General features: G+C 73.1%; 17 protein-coding genes. 7 read left to right on the forward strand and 10 right to left on the reverse strand.

Features of this window, described 5'->3' with window-relative positions; translation table 11 throughout:
• Positions 1–38: 38 nt before the first annotated feature.
• On the reverse strand, positions 39–452 hold the full coding sequence (locus ACGF0J_RS21525; protein ID WP_393148383.1) for a PepSY domain-containing protein: 414 nt from the start codon (positions 450–452) through the stop codon (positions 39–41).
• A gap of 201 nt (positions 453–653) precedes the next feature.
• Here ACGF0J_RS21525 and ACGF0J_RS21530 point away from each other — a divergent pair, with 201 nt between their 5' ends.
• Genes ACGF0J_RS21530 through ACGF0J_RS21540 form a run of 3 tightly spaced genes read left to right on the forward strand, consistent with a single transcriptional unit; the run spans position 654 to position 2,262 of the window.
• On the forward strand, positions 654–1,085 hold the full coding sequence (locus ACGF0J_RS21530) for a hypothetical protein (RefSeq protein WP_393148385.1): 432 nt from the start codon (positions 654–656) through the stop codon (positions 1,083–1,085).
• Positions 1,079–1,312: a helix-turn-helix transcriptional regulator gene (locus ACGF0J_RS21535; RefSeq protein WP_393148387.1), complete on the forward strand. Its 234-nt coding sequence runs from the start codon at positions 1,079–1,081 to the stop codon at positions 1,310–1,312. Before ACGF0J_RS21530 ends, ACGF0J_RS21535 begins: the two co-directional genes overlap by 7 nt.
• A complete protein-coding gene (locus ACGF0J_RS21540; protein ID WP_393148389.1) occupies positions 1,309–2,262 on the forward strand; it encodes an NAD(P)-dependent alcohol dehydrogenase in 954 nt (317 codons plus the stop codon). Before ACGF0J_RS21535 ends, ACGF0J_RS21540 begins: the two co-directional genes overlap by 4 nt.
• A 63-nt stretch (positions 2,263–2,325) precedes the next feature.
• On the opposite strand, the gene ACGF0J_RS21545 is transcribed toward ACGF0J_RS21540, so the two are convergent.
• Together ACGF0J_RS21545 and ACGF0J_RS21550 are read right to left on the reverse strand one after the other, a co-directional pair.
• Complete coding sequence (locus tag ACGF0J_RS21545; RefSeq protein WP_393148391.1) at positions 2,326–3,603, reverse strand: ATP-binding protein; 1,278 nt, start codon at positions 3,601–3,603, stop codon at positions 2,326–2,328.
• Entirely contained in the window at positions 3,600–4,277 is a 678-nt protein-coding gene (locus tag ACGF0J_RS21550; protein ID WP_393148393.1) for a response regulator transcription factor, read from the reverse strand. The genes ACGF0J_RS21545 and ACGF0J_RS21550 overlap by 4 nt, the downstream gene beginning before the upstream one ends.
• 92 nt (positions 4,278–4,369) lie before the next feature.
• Here ACGF0J_RS21550 and ACGF0J_RS21555 point away from each other — a divergent pair, with 92 nt between their 5' ends.
• On the forward strand, positions 4,370–4,813 hold the full coding sequence (locus ACGF0J_RS21555; RefSeq protein WP_393148395.1) for a hypothetical protein: 444 nt from the start codon (positions 4,370–4,372) through the stop codon (positions 4,811–4,813).
• On the opposite strand, the gene ACGF0J_RS21560 is transcribed toward ACGF0J_RS21555, so the two are convergent.
• The 7 genes from ACGF0J_RS21560 to aceB all read right to left on the reverse strand — a co-directional run bounded on the left by ACGF0J_RS21560 (position 4,797) and on the right by aceB (position 13,225).
• Positions 4,797–6,737 (reverse strand): hypothetical protein, encoded by a 1,941-nt coding sequence (locus tag ACGF0J_RS21560; RefSeq protein WP_393148397.1) that lies wholly within the window; start codon positions 6,735–6,737, stop codon positions 4,797–4,799. The genes ACGF0J_RS21555 and ACGF0J_RS21560 overlap by 17 nt on opposite strands.
• 61 nt (positions 6,738–6,798) lie before the next feature.
• Positions 6,799–7,011 (reverse strand): DUF2277 domain-containing protein, encoded by a 213-nt coding sequence (locus ACGF0J_RS21565; protein WP_393148399.1) that lies wholly within the window; start codon positions 7,009–7,011, stop codon positions 6,799–6,801.
• Between the two features lie 40 nt (positions 7,012–7,051).
• Positions 7,052–7,795, reverse strand: a complete 744-nt coding sequence (locus ACGF0J_RS21570) for an IclR family transcriptional regulator (protein ID WP_393148833.1) — start codon at positions 7,793–7,795, stop codon at positions 7,052–7,054.
• Positions 7,796–7,797: 2 nt separating this feature from the next.
• The gene (locus ACGF0J_RS21575) at positions 7,798–9,000 is read right to left on the reverse strand and encodes a (Fe-S)-binding protein (RefSeq protein WP_393148401.1); all 1,203 of its coding nucleotides are present in this window, start codon (positions 8,998–9,000) and stop codon (positions 7,798–7,800) included.
• 1 nt (position 9,001) lies between these two features.
• On the reverse strand, positions 9,002–10,177 hold the full coding sequence (locus ACGF0J_RS21580; RefSeq protein ID WP_393148403.1) for an FAD-binding oxidoreductase: 1,176 nt from the start codon (positions 10,175–10,177) through the stop codon (positions 9,002–9,004).
• Positions 10,177–11,637: an FAD-linked oxidase C-terminal domain-containing protein gene (locus ACGF0J_RS21585; RefSeq protein WP_393148404.1), complete on the reverse strand. Its 1,461-nt coding sequence runs from the start codon at positions 11,635–11,637 to the stop codon at positions 10,177–10,179. The genes ACGF0J_RS21580 and ACGF0J_RS21585 overlap by 1 nt, the downstream gene beginning before the upstream one ends.
• A 10-nt stretch (positions 11,638–11,647) precedes the next feature.
• On the reverse strand, positions 11,648–13,225 hold the full coding sequence (gene aceB, locus ACGF0J_RS21590) for a malate synthase A (protein ID WP_393148406.1): 1,578 nt from the start codon (positions 13,223–13,225) through the stop codon (positions 11,648–11,650).
• 158 nt (positions 13,226–13,383) lie between these two features.
• On the opposite strand from aceB, the gene ACGF0J_RS21595 reads away from it, so the two are divergent.
• The 3 genes from ACGF0J_RS21595 to hutI all read left to right on the forward strand — a co-directional run bounded on the left by ACGF0J_RS21595 (position 13,384) and on the right by hutI (position 17,191).
• Entirely contained in the window at positions 13,384–14,070 is a 687-nt protein-coding gene (locus ACGF0J_RS21595) for a DUF4097 family beta strand repeat-containing protein (RefSeq protein WP_393148408.1), read from the forward strand.
• A gap of 83 nt (positions 14,071–14,153) precedes the next feature.
• Positions 14,154–15,566 carry a GTPase HflX gene (hflX, locus tag ACGF0J_RS21600; protein WP_393148835.1) on the forward strand — a complete coding sequence of 471 codons (1,413 nt, stop codon included), beginning with the start codon at positions 14,154–14,156 and terminating at the stop codon, positions 15,564–15,566.
• 416 nt (positions 15,567–15,982) lie between these two features.
• The gene (hutI, locus tag ACGF0J_RS21605) at positions 15,983–17,191 is read left to right on the forward strand and encodes an imidazolonepropionase (RefSeq protein WP_393148410.1); all 1,209 of its coding nucleotides are present in this window, start codon (positions 15,983–15,985) and stop codon (positions 17,189–17,191) included.
• Positions 17,192–17,201 lie beyond the last annotated feature (10 nt).

Below are 17,201 nucleotides of genomic sequence, written 5' to 3' on the forward strand. Positions count from 1 at the left end.
GCGCGGGGCCGTGCGGCCCCGCGCCCTGGTGAAGGGGATCAGTCGTCGTCCTTGCCGTCGTCGTCCTGGTTGTTCTGGTCGTCCTGGCCGTTCTGGGCGTTGCCGTCGCGGTCGTCGTCCTTGTCGTCGTCCCGGTCGTCGTCCCGGTCGTCGTCCCGGTCGATCGTGTTGCTCAGGACCTTGCCGGACGCGGCGTCGATGTCCAGCTCGTGCTCCACGCCGCCCTTGACCACGTTGACCTCCCACACGTCCGGCTTGGCGCCGCGCCGGTCGAACGACAGATCCTCGACCCAGCCGCCGGCCACCGCGCCACCCGCGATCTCCAGGGCCCGCTCGGCGGTGACCTTCGGCGGCGCGCCGGGGGTGACGGTCGCGGCGACGGCCGCGCTCCCGCCGGCGATGAGGAAGACGGCTCCGGTTCCGACAACGATGAACTTCTTGGTGATCTGCATGTCTCCACTCCATCGCGATCCCCGCTAAGCCGGCGCTAAGGCATGGTTAGCGATGCGTTAGCGCGTGACCCGCCGCCGCTTGCGGAGTGCTCCTGTCCCGATCGGCCTGGCAAGACACCGGTCGTGTAAAAGAACTTTGACACCATGTCCGCCGCGCTTTACATTGGGTGATGTCAGCTTTGTTTTACATGAGGAGCGGGCATGGCCTTCGAGGAGAAGCGCGCCTGGGTGATGCTCATGGTGTCCGTCGGCGCTTACGCGATCTACGTGGCGATCGTGCTGGGCCGGGCCGGCGACAGCCCGCTCGCCGACGTCGCCTACGCGGGAACTCTGCTGTGGACCATCGGTGGCGCCATCGTCGCCGCGATCGTGGCCAACATCGCGATAGCCATCGCGGGCGGCCGCGGCGCCGACCGCACCGACGAGCGCGACCGTGAGATCAACCACGTCACCGAGCGCATCGGGCAGTCGATCGTCGTCATCGGCGCGCTCGTCGCACTGGTCATGGCCATCGCCGAGCTGCGCCACTTCTGGATCGCCAACGCCGTCTACCTGGCGTTCGTGCTGTCCTCGGCGCTCAGCTCGCTCGCCAAGATCGCGGCCTACCGCAAGGGCGGCTTCCAGACGTGGTGAAGCCGACGCGGGTCACCAACGCGATCCGGGCCCTGCGGTTCGCGCACGACGAGATGACCCAGGCCGAGCTGGCCGACCGGGTCGGCGTCACCCGCCAGACCATCATCGCGATCGAACAGGGTCGCTACTCCCCCTCGTTGGAGATGGCGTTCCGCATCGCCCGGGTGTTCCGGGTCGGGCTGGACGACGTCTTCCAGTACCCCGACATCGAAGGAGACCCGTCATGAAGGCGATCGTCCAGGACGAGTACGGCCCGCCGCACGTGCTGAGCCTCGGCGAGGTCCCTATCCCGACCCCCGGCGCCGGCGAGGTGCTGATCCGGGTGCGCGCAGCAGGCGTCGACTACGGCGTATGGCACGCCATGACCGGGCTGCCGCTCATCAGCCGCCTCGGCTTCGGCCTGCGCCGGCCCCGCAACCGCGTGCTGGGCATGGACGTGGCCGGCGTCGTGGAGTCCGTCGGCGCCAACGTGACGGAGTTTCACCCCGGCGACGAGGTGTACGGCGCGGCGACCGGCACGTACGCGCAGTTCGTGCTCGCCCGCCCGGGCAAGCTCGCCCGCAAGCCCGCCAACCTGAGTTTCACCGAGGCAGCGGCCGTACCCGTGTCGGGGGTGACCGCCTTGCGGACCGTCGGCCAGGTCGCCGCCGGCGAGAAGGTGCTCGTCATCGGCGCCGGCGGCGGCGTCGGCAGCTTCGCCACGCAACTCGCGGTCGCCGGCGGCGCCCACGTCACCGCCGTGTGCAGCGCGGCCAAGGCCGACCTCGTCCGGTCGCTGGGCGCCCAGGCCGTCATCGACTACACGCGCGAGCCGCTCACCGGCACGTATGACCTGATCATCGACATCGCGGGCAACCGGTCGCTGACCGTGTTGCGCGGGCTGCTCGCCGGGCGCGGCCGGCTCGTCATCGTCGGCGGCGAGGGCGGCAGTCGGTGGTTCGGCGGGCTCGGCCGGCCGCTGGCCGCCCGGCTGATCAGCCCGTTCACGCGCCAGCGCCTGGACGGGCTGATCGCGCTGACCCGCACCGCCGACCTGGACGCGCTGCGCGACCTCATCGAGGCCGGAACCGTGCGACCGGCAGTCGGGCGCACCTACTCCCTGGCGGAGGCCGGCACGGCGGTGAGCGACCTGGCCTCGGGCAACGCGCCCGGAAAGCTCGTCATCACGGTCGACTGACCCCCGGGCGCCGCAGAGCCGGACGTCATGGTGTGCGAGGTGCGTACACCGTAGGGCCGGACGTCATGGTGTGCGAGGCGCGTACACCGCAGAGCCGTCCGCCTCCGGCGCGCAGAGCACGAGCTCCACGACCGCGCCGCCCTCCGGGGCGGTGGAGACGGCCAGGGAGCCGCCCGACGCCTCCGCGGTGCGGCGGGCGATGTCCAGGCCGAGTCCCGTCGACCCGCCCCCGCTGTCACCCCGTCTGAGCAGGGCCGCGTCGAACCCCGGCCCTTCGTCGCGCACCGTCAGGGCGGCGCCCTCCGGCCGCGCCTGCAGAGCCACGGCGAACGGCACCCCCTCGGGCGTGTGCGCGAACACGTTGCCGAGCAGCGCGTCCACGCACGCCGCCAGGTCGCCCTCGCCCACGGCCACGGGCAGCTTTCCCGCGGGCACGGTGACGGCGACCTCCCGGCCCTGGTCCTCGGCCAGCACCGACCAGAAGCGCACCCGGTCCCGTACGACGGCGGCGGCGTCGCAGCTCTCCCGGCCCGCCGAGCGGCGGCGGGCGTCGGTGATGACGGCGCTGACGGCCCGTTCGAGCGCGTCCACCCGCGCGCCGACACGTGCCGCCTCCTCGGGGTCGCGCAGCGACTCCGCGTCGAGCCGCAGCCCGGTCAGCGGCGTGCGCAGCCGGTGCGACAGGTCCGCCACCGACTCGCGCTCGGCGGCGAGCAGGTGGTCGATCCGGCCGGCGAGGTGGTTCAGGGCCATCGCCACCGAGCGCACCTCCGGCGGCCCGCCCGGCTCGGCGCGCGCGGCCAGGTCGCCGCCCGCGAGCCGGTGCGAGACGCGGGCCAGCCCGTCGACGGGCCTGGTCACGGCCAGCGCGAGCCGGTCGGCCAGCAGGATGCCGAGCACCACCAGCGCGATCCCGAGCGCCGCCAGGGCTCCCCACGCCTCGGGCACCCCGCGGCCCAGCTCGGCGTCGCCGACGAACACGCGGGTCACCACGGTGCCTTCGGGCGACTGGGCCGACGACAGCACCTCCCGGCCGCCGGGCGCCTCGGCGGTCACGCTGCGCCCGGTCGCCGCCAGCCGCAGCGCGTCCGAGCGGGGGGCCGCCGCGCCGAGGGTCCGCCCGTCCGGCAGGAACACCGTGACCGGCCGCGCCACGCGCTGCACCGCCAGCTCCAGGTCCGGGGTGCCGACGGCGACGCTCACCGACTCGGCCGCGGCCGTGGCCCGGCTCATCGCGTTGTTCTCGGCCACGGCCCTGATGAGCAGCGCCATCGGCACCAGCAGCGCGATCAGCACGACGGACGTGGTGGCCGCCACCAGCAGCGCCAGCCAGCGCCTCATGCCGGCTCGACCAGTTTCACGCCCACCCCGCGCACGGTGTGCAGGTAGCGGGGCTCCGAGGCGGTCTCGCCGAGCTTGCGGCGCAGCCACGACAGGTGCACGTCCACCGTCTTGTCAGCCCCGCCGTACGGGAGCTGCCACACCTCCGTGAGCAGCTCACGCTTGGTCACCACCTCGCCAGGCCGGGCGGCGAGGTAGTGCAGGACGTCGAACTCGCGCGGCGTGAGGTCCAGCGCCGCGCCGTCGAGCGTGGCCGAGCGGGCCCGCGGGTCGATGCGCAGCCCGCCCACGCTGAACTGCTCGGGCGCCGGCTCGCCGGCGCGCCGCAGCACCGCGCGGATGCGCGCGTCGAGCTGCGCGGCGCTGAACGGCTTGACCACGTAGTCGTCGGCGCCCGCGTCGAGCACCGGCACCATCTCGGAGTCGCCGTCGCGGGCGGTCGCCACGATCACCGGCACCCGGCTCACCGCGCGCAGCATGCGCAGCAGCTCCACTCCGTCCAGATCGGGCAGCCCGAGGTCCAACACGACCAGGTCGGGGCGGTCGTCGACCGCCAGCCGCAAGCCCTCGAACGCCGTGGGGGAGGAGGACACGGCGTGACCCAGGTCGCCCAGGCCGCGGCTCAGCGCCGTGCGGATCGTCACGTCGTCCTCGATGAGCAGGATGTCAGCCATATACGGAAACGGTAGACGGTGCCGACGGATGAGCCGGCGTTCTTATCGTCGCCTTAACCGGGGCTTAGGCCGGGATGGGGGAAGCTGGGACGGTGAAGCGACTCGTCCTGGCCTGGGCCGCCACAGCCGCCGCCGCGACAGGTGCCGCCGTGGCGGTGCTCGGGCTGCTCGGCGGCACGCTCACCGGTCCCTCCGGGCACGTGCTGAGCGGAGAGGAGGTGCGGGCCGCCCTCGCCTCCATCACTCCGGCCCCGGAGACCCGGACCACCACCGTTCCCGCCCCGGCTACCCTCAGCCCCTCGGTCACGCGCGTGGACAAGCTGGTCCAGACGGCCGGCGGCACCGTGATCGCCTCCTGCCAGGGCGACCGGGTGACGTTGCGGTCGTGGAGTCCCGCCCAGGGCTACTCGGTGGACGGCGTCGAGGCGGGTCCCGGCCTGGAGGCGTCGGTCGAGTTCGAGCCGGGCGGCGAGGGCGACGAGGTCGAGGTCACGATCCGCTGCCAGGACGGGCGCCCGGTCACGCGCGGCGGGTAGCGTCCGGCCGCCCGAGAGCGGCCTTCGCCTGTTCGGCCTGGCGCCTGATCCGCCCGAGGACGGTCGGGCCGACGCCGCGGCCCGCGAACACCGCCACCATCCGGTCCAGCACCGCCCCGGCCCGTTCCGGGTCGCCGCGGCGGGCCTCGGCCCTGGCCAGGCGGCGCAGCACCATGTTCAGGGTGATGTTGTCGAGCGGGCCGCCGGCGCTCGACCGCCGGGCCACCGCCGTGAGCTGCTCGACGCCCTCCACGGGGTCCGACGGCCTGATCAGCAGCCGCCTGTCCGGGGTGAGCGACTTGAAGCCCCGCTCGGCGTTCAACCCCTTGACCATCCGGGCGTACACCGACAGCGGGTGCCCGCCGTACCGGTCGATCACCTCGTCCAGCGCCTCGTTGCCGGAGCGCAGCCGCGCCGAGTCGGAGCCGAGCAGCGAGAACAGCGCGCCCTGTTCCTCGCCCAGCATCAGCTCGCCCACCCGGTGGTCGTCGGCGTCCGCCGGATAGCGGACCCGCACCAGGCATGGGGCGGAGACGATGCGCGAGCCGTCGGCGGCGGCGTACTGGGCGTGCACGTGATACTCGCCGGGCTGCTGGAAGTAGTGGCCGTCACGGCCGTGCCCGATGTAGGCGCTGCGGTAGAGGGCCGGTCTGTCCGCGTCGAGCCGCACCTCGGCGGCGGAGTCGACGCAGTGGCGCAGCATCGGCCGGTACGGCACGGTCCGGCCGTCCGGCCGGGTGACGGCGATCTGCGTGAACTCCGTGTCGGGGTGCAGGTGGCCGTGCGTGGTGCGCGCCTGTCCGGTGACCGACAGCTTCAGCTCCACCACCACGGGCTCGCCGAAGCCGAACCACTCCTTGGCCCGCACCTCCAGCCGCAGCCCCGAACGGTCCTCCACCGGCGGCTCGAACGGCTCGACCTCCGCCGCGCCCGTGCCGAACGGGTGGGCGCCCATCGCCACGTCGTGGAAGAAGCCGTGCCGCAGGTGCACCAGTTCGGCGTCGGTGAACGTGAACGGGAACGCCGCCCAGTAGCCCGCCTCGCCGCCGGGCCGGTAGTTGTGCGCGTAGTTCATCCACGACAGGTCGCCGAAGCCGCCGTCGGGGCCGAGCGGCCGCGGCGGTCCGGCCAGGTGCTTCTGCCAGGAGTGGAGCAGGTTGAAGGCGTGCCCGAGCTCGTGCACGTACGTGCGTAACTGCGCTCGGCGGGCCTGCGGCGTGTCACCCTTGATCGCGTCGTAGAACACGGCGGCGCCCTGCCGCTGGTGGGCGCCGTTGTGGTCGAACATGATGCCCCGGTAGCCGCCCTCGTGCCGGCCGGCCACCAGCAGCCACACCCGCCAGGCCGCCGCGTCGCCGAACCGGCTGAACTGCTGCGTCATCGCGTGGTGCAACTCGGCGTCGCCCCACGCCAGGTCGGCGCCGGCGCCGTCCACCGGGATCACGCCCGGCTCGGCCAGCGTCAGCTCGACGCCCGCCTCGGCGAACGCGGCCGCCACGCCCAGCTCCCGCGGCGCGGAGCCGGCCGGGCCGGGCAGCGCGCCGGTGTGGTAGGTGGTGAAGGGCACGGTGCCCGCCACGGCGTCCTGCTCCAGCAGCACCTGCCGGAAGTACGGCGAGACGAACGCCACCCGGTAGGCCCGGCCGGCCACCTTCGCGGTGCCGGACCCGGCGGTGATCGTGACGCTCACCTCACCGGCGCCGGCGTCGAAGGTGAACGCGCCCCGCCCGGTGACGCGGGTGCGACCCCCCTCGGCGAACACGGCCGGGGCGTGCACGACGAACGAGCCGGCGTAGGCGGTGGTCGCCCCCGCCACGGAGAACAGGTCGCCGCTGACCCGGCCGGTCGGCCGCGCCCCGTCCACGTCGATGCGCAGCTCCAGCCGCGTGTCGCCGTCCTGCCCCTGGTACAGCCCGCTGATCATGGCGGCCCCCTGCGGGTGGAGATCCGGTCACCCCGGAGACTTCTCCCGCCGGGCCGCCCTGTCAACGACCTCCGCGCACCTGGAGCGCGCCGAGCAGTTCCTCCGACGCGCGGGTGATCGTCTCCACGGCCCGGTCGAACGCCTCGGCGTTGTGCGCGGCGGGCGCGCGGAACCCGGAGATCTTGCGGACGTACTGCAGGGCCGCCGCCCGCACGTCGTCCTCGGTGACGTCCTCCGTGTACGGCGGTCGCAGCGTCTTGATGCTTCGGCACATGCCCCCACCGTAACCGCACGCCAACCGCACGCCGACCGGCTCAGGGCCCGCCCGGCGGCCCCAGCTCCGTGCCGAACGCGTGGGCGATCTTCCGCATGCCCTCGGCGAGCTCGTCGCGGTCCACGGCGTCGATCCGCTCGGCGGGACCCGACACCGACATCGCGGCCACCACCCGGTCGCCGTCGTGCACGGGCACGGCCAGGCAGTGCACGCCCAGCTCCTCCTCGCCGAGGTCCAGGGCGTAGCCGCGGTCCCTGACCAGGGCCAGCTCGGCGAGCATGGCGCGGATCTCGGTGATGGTGTTGGGGGTGCGCCGCGGCATGCCGGTGCGTTCGAGCAGCGTCACGGCCTCCCCGGCGGCGCGGCCGGCCAGCAGCACCTTGCCCACGGCGGTGCTGTGCGGCAGCACCCGCCTGCCCACCTCGGCGAACATCCGCAGCCGGCGCGGTGACGGCACCTGCGCCACGTAGACGATGAAGTCGCCCTCCAGCACCGCCAGGTTGGCCGTCTCGCCCGACAGTTCGACCATCCTGGCCAGGTGCGGGCGCGCCCACGTGCCGACCATGCCCTCGGCCACGCCGCCCAGGCGCACCAGCCCGCCGCCGAGCGCGTAGCGGCGGTCGGACTCCTGGCGCACGTAGCCGCGCGCCAGCAGCGTCTGCAACAGCCGGTGGATGGTCCCGTACGGCAGGCCCGTCCTGGCGGCGATCTCCGACAGCGCCGCCTCGCCGCCGTGCTCGGCCAGCGCCTCCAGCACGTCGAGCGCCCGCTCGACCGACTGCACGCTCACAGCCGCACCCCGCGCAGGGAGGCGTCCAGCACCTCGGCCGTGTGCGCGACCCTGAGGTCGCGACCGGCACGCCGCATCGCGGCGGCGATCTGCATCGTGCAGCCGGGGTTGGCCGACACCAGCAGCTCGGCTCCCGTCGAGGCGACCCCCTCGGCCTTCCGGTCGCCGAGGTCGCGGGCCGCCTCGGGCTGGAAGATGTTGTACGTGCCCGCCGAGCCGCAGCAGACGGCCGACTCGGGCACCTCGCGCAGCTCCAGCTCCGGGATCTGGGCCAGCAGGGCGCGCGGCTGCGCCCGGATGCCCTGGGCGTGGGCGAGGTGGCAGGCGTCGTGGTAGGCCACCGTCAGCGGCAGCGGGTGCCGCGTGGCGGCCGGGCCCAGCTCGGCCAGGAACTCCGACAGGTCCGCCACCGTGAACCCGGGGTCGGCGCCGAGCAGCTCGCCGTACTCCTTCATCGACGACCCGCAGCCGGCCGCGTTGACCACGACCGTCCGCACACCGGCCGCCCGGAAGACGGCGACGGTCCGGCGGGCCAGCCGCGCGGCCTGGCCGACGCGGCCGGAGTGCACGCTGAGCGCCCCGCAGCAGCCCTGACCGGGCGGGACGACCACGTCGCAGCCCTCCAGCGCGAGCACCCGCGCCGTGGCCGCGTTCACCTGCGGGAAGAACGCGCCCTGCACGCACCCGGTGAGCATCCCCACCACGGCCCGGCGCGGCCCCCGGGCCCGCACCAGGCGCGGCAGCCGCTGCCGGGGTCCGGGAGGCGGCGCGAGCGCGGCCATCGCGCCCAGGCTCGGATGGACCCGCTGCAGGAAGGGCCGCATCCGCTCGGCGAGCCCCATGCCCGGCCGCAGCAGCCGCAGCCGTCGGGGGTAGGGGAGCAGGGAGAACACGAGCCCGCGCACCGCCCGCTCCCGCGGCTCCCGCACGTGGACCCGCTCCACCTCCGCCCTGGTCTGCTCGATCAGCCGGTCGAAGCGCACCCCCGAGGGGCAGGCGGTCACGCACGCCATGCAGCCCAGGCAGGCGTCGAAGTGGCCGGCCATCTCGGGCGTCACGGGGGTGCCCTCGACGTGCTGCTTCATCAGGTGGATCCGGCCGCGCGGCGAGTCCATCTCCTCGCCCCACAACACGTACGTGGGGCAGCTCGGCAGGCAGAACCCGCAGTGCACACAGTCGTCGATCAGCTCGGGGTCCACGTCAGATCCCTCCCACGAACCGGCCGGGAGACATTCCGCGCCCGGGGTCGAACCGCGCCTTGACCCGCCTCATCAGCGGCAGCGCGCCCGTGCCGCCCCACCGCTCGACGCCCTCGTACGGCGTCGCCAGCACCACCGCGGCGTGGGCCCGCTCGCGCAGCAGGGCCACGGTGTCCGCCACGCGTGCGGCGGTGACGTCGCCGACCGGAGCGAGGTGCAGCCTGCCCGACGCCGCCGAGCCGCGCACCCGCCAGCCGTGCTCGCGCGCCGCCTCCAGCACCCCGTCCAGCGCCGACGGCACGAACCGGGCCTCCACCAGCGTCTCGGCGTCGGGCACGACGCCCCACCACGGCGGCGGCTGCGCCGTCACCTCGCCGCCGGCGGTCCCGCGCAACGCGTGCGCCCGCTGCTCGGCCGCGGCGCCCTCGACCAGCGCGGCCAGCGTCACGGGCCCGCCGGGGTCCGGCCGGTCGAGCTCGACCGCGCTCGGCTCGGCCTGTGAGGCGGCCAGCGCCTCGGCGAACTCGCCCGCCCGCGACGGCTGTGGCCGCGTGACCAGCCAGCGCCGCTCGGCCGGCAGCGGGTGCAGGCGGAACGTCGCCTCGGCGATCACGCCCAGCGTGCCGTACGAACCGGTGAAGAGCTTGCCCAGGTCGTAGCCGGCCACGTTCTTGACCACTTTGCCGCCCGACCGGGCGACGGTGCCGTCGGCCAGCACCACCGTGACGCCGATGAGCAGGTCGCGCGGCGCGCCGTGGCGGAAGGCGCGCGGCCCGCACGCGGCGGTGGCCAGCGTGCCGCCCACGGTGGCGTCCGGCGGCGCGTCCAGCGCCAGCTCCTGCCCCTGCCGGCCGAGCTGCTCGGCCAGCGCGCCCATCGTCACCCCGGCCTGCGCCCGGACCACCAGGTCTCCCGCCGCGTGCTCGACGATCTCGTTCAGGCAGCACAGGTCGAGCAGCACGTCGCAGCGTTCGGGAGGGGCGCCCCAGTGGAGCTTGGTGCCGCCGCCGACGGGCGTCACGGCCAGGTCGTGGCCGGCGCAGGCCCGCAGCACCGCCGCCACCTCGTCCACGGTCTCGGGCAGCGCCACCCACCGCGGGCGCACCCCGGCCACGGCGTCCTCGGGACCGGCGTCCCTGACGGTCACCCCGGTCTCCGCCAGCACGTCACGCGGCATCAGAACTGCTCCGCCCGGCCCGACTCCACCAGAGGGTGCACGCCCCTGCGCACCCCCGGCACCTCGCCGCACAGTCGCGGCGTGGGGAACACCTTGCCCGGGTTGGACAGCCCCCGCGGGTCGAACGCGCACCGCACGAGCTGCATGGTGTCGAGGTCGGCGGCGGAGAACATCTTCGGCAGGTAGCGCGCCTTGTCCACGCCCACGCCGTGCTCGCCGGTGATCGACCCGCCGTGCTCGACGCACAGGTCGAGGATCGCGCCGGAGACGACCTCGGCCCGCTCGCCCGCCCCCGGCTCGGCGTCGTCGAACAGGACGAGAGGGTGCAGGTTGCCGTCACCGGCGTGGAAGACGTTGGCCACCCTGATGCGGTGCTCGGCCGACAGCCGGTCGATGGCGGCCAGCACCCGGGGCAGCGAGGTGCGCGGCACGACGCCGTCCTGCACGATGTAGGCGGGGCTGATGCGGCCTACGGCGGCGAACGCCGACTTGCGGCCCTTCCAGATCGCGGCCCGTTCGGCGGGGTCGGCGGCCACCCGCAGCTCGAAGGCGCCCGAGCAGATCTCCCGCAGCCGCTCGAACTGGCGCTCCACCTCGGCGGCCGGCCCGTCGAGCTCCACGATCAGCACCGCGCCGGCGCCCGCCGGGTAGCGGCAGGCCACCGCCGCCTCGGCCGCCTCGATCGACAGGGCGTCCATCATCTCGATCGCGGCCGGCACGATGCCCGCCCCGATGATCGCCGAGACGGCCCGGCCGCCCTGCTCGATGCTCTCGAACGCCGCCAGCACCGTGGTGACCGCCTCGGGGGCGCGGCTCAGCCGTACCGTGATCCTGGTGGCGATGCCGAGCGTGCCCTCCGAGCCGACGAACGCGCCGAGCAGGTCGTAGCCCGGGTCCATGCGGTCGAGCGTGACCAGGTCGCCGTCGGGGGTGACGATCTCGCAGGCCTCGACGTGGTTGACCGTGAAGCCGTACTTGAGGCAGTGGGCGCCGCCGGAGTTCTCCGCCACGTTGCCGCCGATCGAGCAGACCTGCTGGCTCGACGGGTCGGGCGCGTAGTAGCGGCCCTGCTCGCGCACGGCCTCGGTGATCGCGAGGTTGGTGACGCCGGGCTCGACCACGGCCCTGCGGCCGGGCAGGTCGAGCTCCAGGATGCGGCGCATCCTGGAGGTGACGATGAGCACGCCGTCCTCGCGCGGCAGCGCGCCGCCGGACAGCCCGGTGCCCGAGCCGCGGGCCACGAACGGCACCCCGGCCTCGTTGCACAGCCGCACCACCCGCGCCACCTGCTCGGCCGTCTCCGGCAGCACGGCCACGGCCGGCGTGGCGCGGTGGTGGGTCAGTCCGTCGCACTCGTAGGTGCGCAGCCGCACCGGATCGGTGATCACCGCGCCGGCGGGCAGCGCCGCGACGAGGTCGGCCGTCAGCGGGCCGATCACGGAAGGCGTGCTGGAGGCCATGCGGCTCCTCCTACGGCATGCGCGCGTACGCGGGGAGGGTCAGGAACTCGGCGAAATCGTCGTCCAGCGCGACCTCCTTGAACACAGCCGTGGCCTGAGCGTACAGCTCCTCGTCGTAGCCGGGCTCGGCGGCGATCCCGGCCAGCTCCTCGCCGATGACCCGCTCGACGAGCTCCTTCGTCACCCGGGCGCCGGTGTCGGCGAGGGTGATGTCGTTGTGGATCCACTGCCAGATCTGCGAGCGCGAGATCTCCGCCGTGGCCGCGTCCTCCATGAGGTTGTGGATGGCGACCGCGCCCAGCCCGCCCATCCAGGCGGCCAGGTAGCGCAGCGCCACGTCCACGTTGCCGCGCAGCCCAGCCTCGGTGATCTCGCCGGGCGTCTCCGACACCGCCAGCAGGTCGGCGGCCGAGACGCTGACGTCCTCGCGCCTGCGGTCGATCTGGTGCGGCCGGTCGCCGAGCACCCCGTCGAACACCTCGCGGCAGACCGGCACCAGGTCGGGGTGCGCCACCCAGGAGCCGTCGAAGCCGTCGCCGGACTCGCGGGTCTTGTCGGCGCGGACCTTCTCCAGGGCCACGGCGTTGACCTCGGGGTCACGGCGCGACGGGATGAACGCGGCCATCCCGCCGATGGCGTGCGCGCCGCGCTTGTGGCAGGTGCGCACGAGCAGCTCGGTGTAGGCGCGCATGAACGGCGCGGTCATCGTCACCGTGTTGCGCTCCGGCAGCAGGAACTCCCGGCCCCGGGTCCGGAACTTCTTGATCACGCTGAACAGGTAGTCCCAGCGGCCCGCGTTGAGTCCGGCGGAGTGCTCGCGCAGCTCGTACAGGATCTCCTCCATCTCGAACGCGGCCGGGTAGGTCTCGATGAGGACGGTCGCCCTGATCGTGCCGCGCGGGATGCCGAGCAGTTCCTGGGCGCGGACGAACACGTCGTTCCACAGCCGCGCCTCCAGGTGCGACTCCAGCTTGGGCAGGTAGAAGTAGGGGCCCTTGCCCTTGTCGAGCTGCCGCTGCGCGCAGTGGAAGAAGTAGAGGCCGAAGTCGAACAGGGAGCCTGAGACGGGCCGGCCGTCCACCTTGGCGTGCTTCTCGTCCAGGTGCCAGCCGCGCGGGCGGACCACGATCGTGGCCAGTTCCGCGTCGGGCCGCAGCGCGTACGTCTTGCCGCCCGACTCGAAGTCGATGGCCCGGTCGAGCGCGTCACGCAGGTTGAGGTGACCGGCGACGCAGTTGGGCCACAGCGGCGAGTTGGCGTCCTCGAAGTCGGCCAGCCACACCTTGGCGCCGGAGTTGAGCGCGTTGATGGTCATCTTGCGGTCGACCGGCCCGGTGATCTCGACACGGCGGTCCTCCAGGCCCGGCGCGGGCGGGGCGACGCTCCACTCCGCCTCGCGAACGCCCTTGGTCTCGGGCAGGAAGTCGAGCACGCCCCCGGCGGACAGCTCCGCCTGCTTGGCCTGGCGGAGCTCCAGGAGCTCCAGGCGTCTGGCGCCGAACTCCCGCTGGAGCGTCGCCACGAAGCCGAGTGCCTCGGGCGTGAGGATCTCGTCGAACCGGTCGAGGATCGGGCCGCTGATCTCCATGTCGCGCGCTCCTTTTCCGCTGTATGGAAAACGTGTTCTGAATTATGGAAGTGAAGCTACTTCATGGTGTTGTCCCCGGTCAAAGGCGGGGGTCCCTGAGGGCGCGGTCCGGGGTATCCCGGATGCGTTTCGGACGGTTCGGACGGGAAGATCGGCGTATGAACAGAATCGTGATCGCGGGCGGGCTGCTGGCGTCGGCCGCGCTGCTGACGGGCTGCGGGCTGTCGGGCCTGACCGGTCCCAGCAACAAGGACACCGCGTCCTACGACGTCACCGAGAAGGTGGCCGCGCTGCGGGTCGAGCCCGGCTCCGGCGACGCCGTGATCACCGAGTACGACGGGACGGCCGTGCGCGTCACCGAGACGCTCCGGTGGCGGAACACCAAGCCCGACGCCGAGCACGTCGTCGAGAGCGGCACCCTGCGACTGAGCTACAAGTGCGCGGACTCGATGGGCTGCCACGTCGACTACAAGGTCCAGGTGCCCAAAGGGCTGACGGTGGACGTCGACAGCGGTTCGGGCAACGTGACGCTGCGGTCGCTCTCGGGCCCCCTCACCCTCACCATGGGCTCCGGTGACGTGGACGGCGCCGGGCTGACGGGCAAACGGCTGACCGCCGAACTCGGATCGGGCGACATGGAACTGAAGTACGCCGCCCCGCCCGACGACGCCCGGCTCGAGGCCGGCTCCGGCAACATCGTGCTGCGGATGCCCGGCGGCCCCTACGCCGTGACCACCGAGCTCGGGTCGGGCGACGCGACCGTCTCGGTCGGCCGCGACGACGCCGCGCCGCGCAAGGTGACCATCACCTCCGGCTCCGGAGACGTGAAGGTGCTGCCGGGATAACCAGATGCCCATGCCGTGGATGTCGTGCCACCATCGGGGAAGACACCACGGTGTCCGGACGTTGCCTAATAGAGATGACACGTATGCACGAATACTCCGCGCTCGACGAGTTCGAGGCCGGCGATATGGATCTTGAGGAGCGTCAGGCGCTCCGCCGCGTGGCGGGCCTGTCCACCGAGCTCCAGGACGTCTCCGAGGTCGAATACCGGCAGCTGCGGCTCGAGCGGGTGGTCCTGGTGGGCGTCTGGACCTCCGGGACGGCCGCCGACGCCGAAAACTCCCTGCTCGAGCTGAAGCTCCTGGCCGAGACCGCCGGATCCGAGGTCCTTGAGGGCCTCATCCAGCGCCGCCAGAAGCCCGACCCCGCCACCTACATCGGCTCCGGCAAGGCGCTGGAGCTGCGCGACGTGGTCGAGTCGACCGGCGCCGACACCGTGATCTGCGACGGCGAGCTGGCCCCCGGCCAGCTCCGCCAGCTCGAGGAGACGGTCAAGGTGAAGGTCATCGACCGCACCGCCCTCATCCTCGACATCTTCGCCCAGCACGCCAAGAGCCGCGAGGGCAAGGCCCAGGTCGAGCTGGCCCAGCTCCAGTACCTCCTGCCCCGGCTGCGCGGCTGGGGTGGCAACCTGTCCCGGCAGGTCGGCGGCCGCGCCGCCGGCGGCGTCGGCATCGGCGGCCGTGGCCCCGGTGAGACCAAGATCGAGCTTGACCGCCGCCGCATCCGCGAGCGGATGGCCAAGCTGCGCCGCCAGATCAGCGGCATGTCCACCTCGCGTGAGACCATGCGGCAGCGGCGCTCGCAGCGTGAGGTCCCGGCGGTCGTCATCGCCGGCTACACCAACGCCGGCAAGTCGTCGCTGCTCAACCGCGTCACCGGCGCGGGCGTGCTGGTCGAGGACGCGCTGTTCGCCACCCTCGACCCGACGGTGCGCAAGGCGCGCACGCCCGAGGGCAGGCTGTTCACGATCGCCGACACCGTCGGGTTCGTCCGGCACCTGCCGCACCAGCTCGTCGAGGCGTTCCGCTCCACGCTGGAGGAGGTCGCCGACGCCGACCTGATCCTGCACGTCGTCGACGGCTCGCACCCCGATCCCGAGGGGCAGCTGGCCGCCGTCCGCGAGGTGTTCGCCGACATCGAGGGCGCGACGGACGTGCCCGAGGTCGTGGTGATCAACAAGGCCGACGCGGCCGACCAGGACGTGCTCGACCGCATCGCCCGCGCCGAGCGGGACAGCATCGTGGTCTCGGCCCGCACCGGGGCCGGCGTCGGCGAGCTCATGGCGCTCATCGAGAGCCGCCTGCCCCGGCTCGACCACGAGGTCACGCTGCTCGTGCCGTACGACAGGGGAGACCTGATCTCCCGTGCCCACAAGGAGGGCGAGGTGCTCTCGGTGGACCACCTCGAGGACGGCACCGTGCTGCACGCCCGCGTGCTGCCCAGCCTCTTCCAGGAGCTGCAGCGGGTCGGCAAGCCCGTCGAGCGGGTGTCTTGACGTGATGGCTGGGCGGCTCTGACCGGGAGGACCACAGAGCTGCCCCCACTCGACAGTGGTCCGGCAACCGCGGGATTGCTAGGATATGCCGAACCTTACATACTCTATTGTCGCGGGTTTCAGAAGATGGCTGCTGCGAGAGCTGTCGACAGCGGAGGCCGGAGCGCGAGCTCGGACCGGCGGGGCGGTTGGGAAGAGTGGGCTTTCTTCCGAATAACCCTGTACACCGAGCCAGCCTGTGAAATAACGTAACTGAACTGAAATCGCGCGGATCATGAGTCCAGCGATACGGTCACCGCACAGTCTTACGCGGATGAGAGCAGGAGACCCCCCATGTCGTCCCGACCCGGAGTCGACTCAGCGGGCACGGCCCGAGTTGCGGGCCGGGTGCCGCCCTCCTGCGGGGTGGTGATGCGGTGACCGTTCGGCTGCTGACCAACATCGGCCGTCTCTGGACCGGCAACGAGGTCCTCAGCAACGCGGCCCTCCTCGTGCACAACGACCGCATCGCCTGGGTCGGCCGGGCTCCCGACCTGCCGCAGAGCGTGCCGGGCGTCGTCGACGACATCGTCGACGTCGACCACGTCGAGAACCTGGGCGGCGCCCTCGTCACCCCCGGCCTCATCGACGCCCACACCCACCCCGTCTACGCCGGCAACCGCTACGCCGAGCTGGCCATCCGCACCGGCGGCTCCAGCGCCGCCTCCATCACCGCGGCGGGCGGCGGCGTCGGCTCCACCGTCACCGTGACCCGCGGCACCGACCCATGGACGCTGTGCAACGGCGTACGCGAGCGGCTGCGCGGTTGGCTGCTCAACGGCACCACGACCGTCGAGGCCAAGACCGGCTACCACCTGACCCGCGACGGCGAGCTCGCCGACGTGCGGCTCCTGCGCGAGCTGGAGAAGGAGCCGATGATGCCGCGGGTGCACGTCACGTTCCTCGCCGCGCACGTCGTGCCGCCCGAATACTTCGGCCGCCAGCGCGAATACGTCGAGGCCGTGGGCGCCTGGTGCGCGGACGCCGCGGCGGCCGGCGCCGACAGCGTCGACGTCTACTGCGACGACGGCCACTTCACCACCGAGGAGTCCCGCTGGGTGCTCGCCTCAGGCCGCAACGTCGGCCTGCTGCCGCGCATCCACGCCGGGCTGTTCAGCCGGCGCGGCGCCGTCCAGCTCGCCGCCGAGCTGGGCTGCGCCTCCGCCGACGGACTGCACAACATGTCCGACGAAGACATCGCGATCATGTCCCGCTACGGCGTGCCCGCCGTCGTCTGCCCCGCGACCGCGTTGCAGCGCGGCAAGCTGCCGCCCGTCCGCCAGATGATCAAGCACGGGGTGCAGATCGCGCTGGGCAGCGACCACAACCCCGGCTACTGCGGCATCACCTCGATGTCGCTGGTCATCGCGATGGCCGTGTCGGCGTTCGGGATGAGCGTCAACGACGCGCTGCGAGCCGCCACCCTGGGCGGCGCCACCGTCCTCGGCGCGCCCGACCGCGGTGTCCTCACCCCCGGCCGCCTCGCCGACATCGTGCAGTGGGACGCCGACCACGAGGGCGCCTTCGCGTGGTCGTTCGGTCTCAAGCCGCGACGGGTGTGGCGGGGTGGCATCCCCGTCCAGTAGCTAGTCTCGG

It is taken from the genome of Nonomuraea sp. NPDC047897, from assembly GCF_043204415.1.
Taxonomy (GTDB): domain Bacteria; phylum Actinomycetota; class Actinomycetes; order Streptosporangiales; family Streptosporangiaceae; genus Nonomuraea.

Excerpts from the sequence above, each read along its gene's own strand:
- ACGF0J_RS21560 (WP_393148397.1), bottom strand. The coding sequence starts at position 6,737 with ATGATCAGCGGGCTGTACCAGGGGCAGGACGGCGACACGCGGCTGGAG.
- ACGF0J_RS21530 (WP_393148385.1), top strand. The coding sequence starts at position 654 with ATGGCCTTCGAGGAGAAGCGCGCCTGGGTGATGCTCATGGTGTCCGTC.
- ACGF0J_RS21585 (WP_393148404.1), bottom strand. The coding sequence starts at position 11,637 with ATGGCCTCCAGCACGCCTTCCGTGATCGGCCCGCTGACGGCCGACCTC.
- ACGF0J_RS21550 (WP_393148393.1), bottom strand. The coding sequence starts at position 4,277 with ATGGCTGACATCCTGCTCATCGAGGACGACGTGACGATCCGCACGGCG.
- hflX (WP_393148835.1), top strand. The coding sequence starts at position 14,154 with ATGCACGAATACTCCGCGCTCGACGAGTTCGAGGCCGGCGATATGGAT.
- ACGF0J_RS21565 (WP_393148399.1), bottom strand. The coding sequence starts at position 7,011 with ATGTGCCGAAGCATCAAGACGCTGCGACCGCCGTACACGGAGGACGTC.
- ACGF0J_RS21580 (WP_393148403.1), bottom strand. The coding sequence starts at position 10,177 with ATGCCGCGTGACGTGCTGGCGGAGACCGGGGTGACCGTCAGGGACGCC.
- ACGF0J_RS21595 (WP_393148408.1), top strand. The coding sequence starts at position 13,384 with ATGAACAGAATCGTGATCGCGGGCGGGCTGCTGGCGTCGGCCGCGCTG.
- ACGF0J_RS21525 (WP_393148383.1), bottom strand. The coding sequence starts at position 452 with ATGCAGATCACCAAGAAGTTCATCGTTGTCGGAACCGGAGCCGTCTTC.
- aceB (WP_393148406.1), bottom strand. The coding sequence starts at position 13,225 with ATGGAGATCAGCGGCCCGATCCTCGACCGGTTCGACGAGATCCTCACG.
- ACGF0J_RS21540 (WP_393148389.1), top strand. The coding sequence starts at position 1,309 with ATGAAGGCGATCGTCCAGGACGAGTACGGCCCGCCGCACGTGCTGAGC.
- ACGF0J_RS21545 (WP_393148391.1), bottom strand. The coding sequence starts at position 3,603 with ATGAGGCGCTGGCTGGCGCTGCTGGTGGCGGCCACCACGTCCGTCGTG.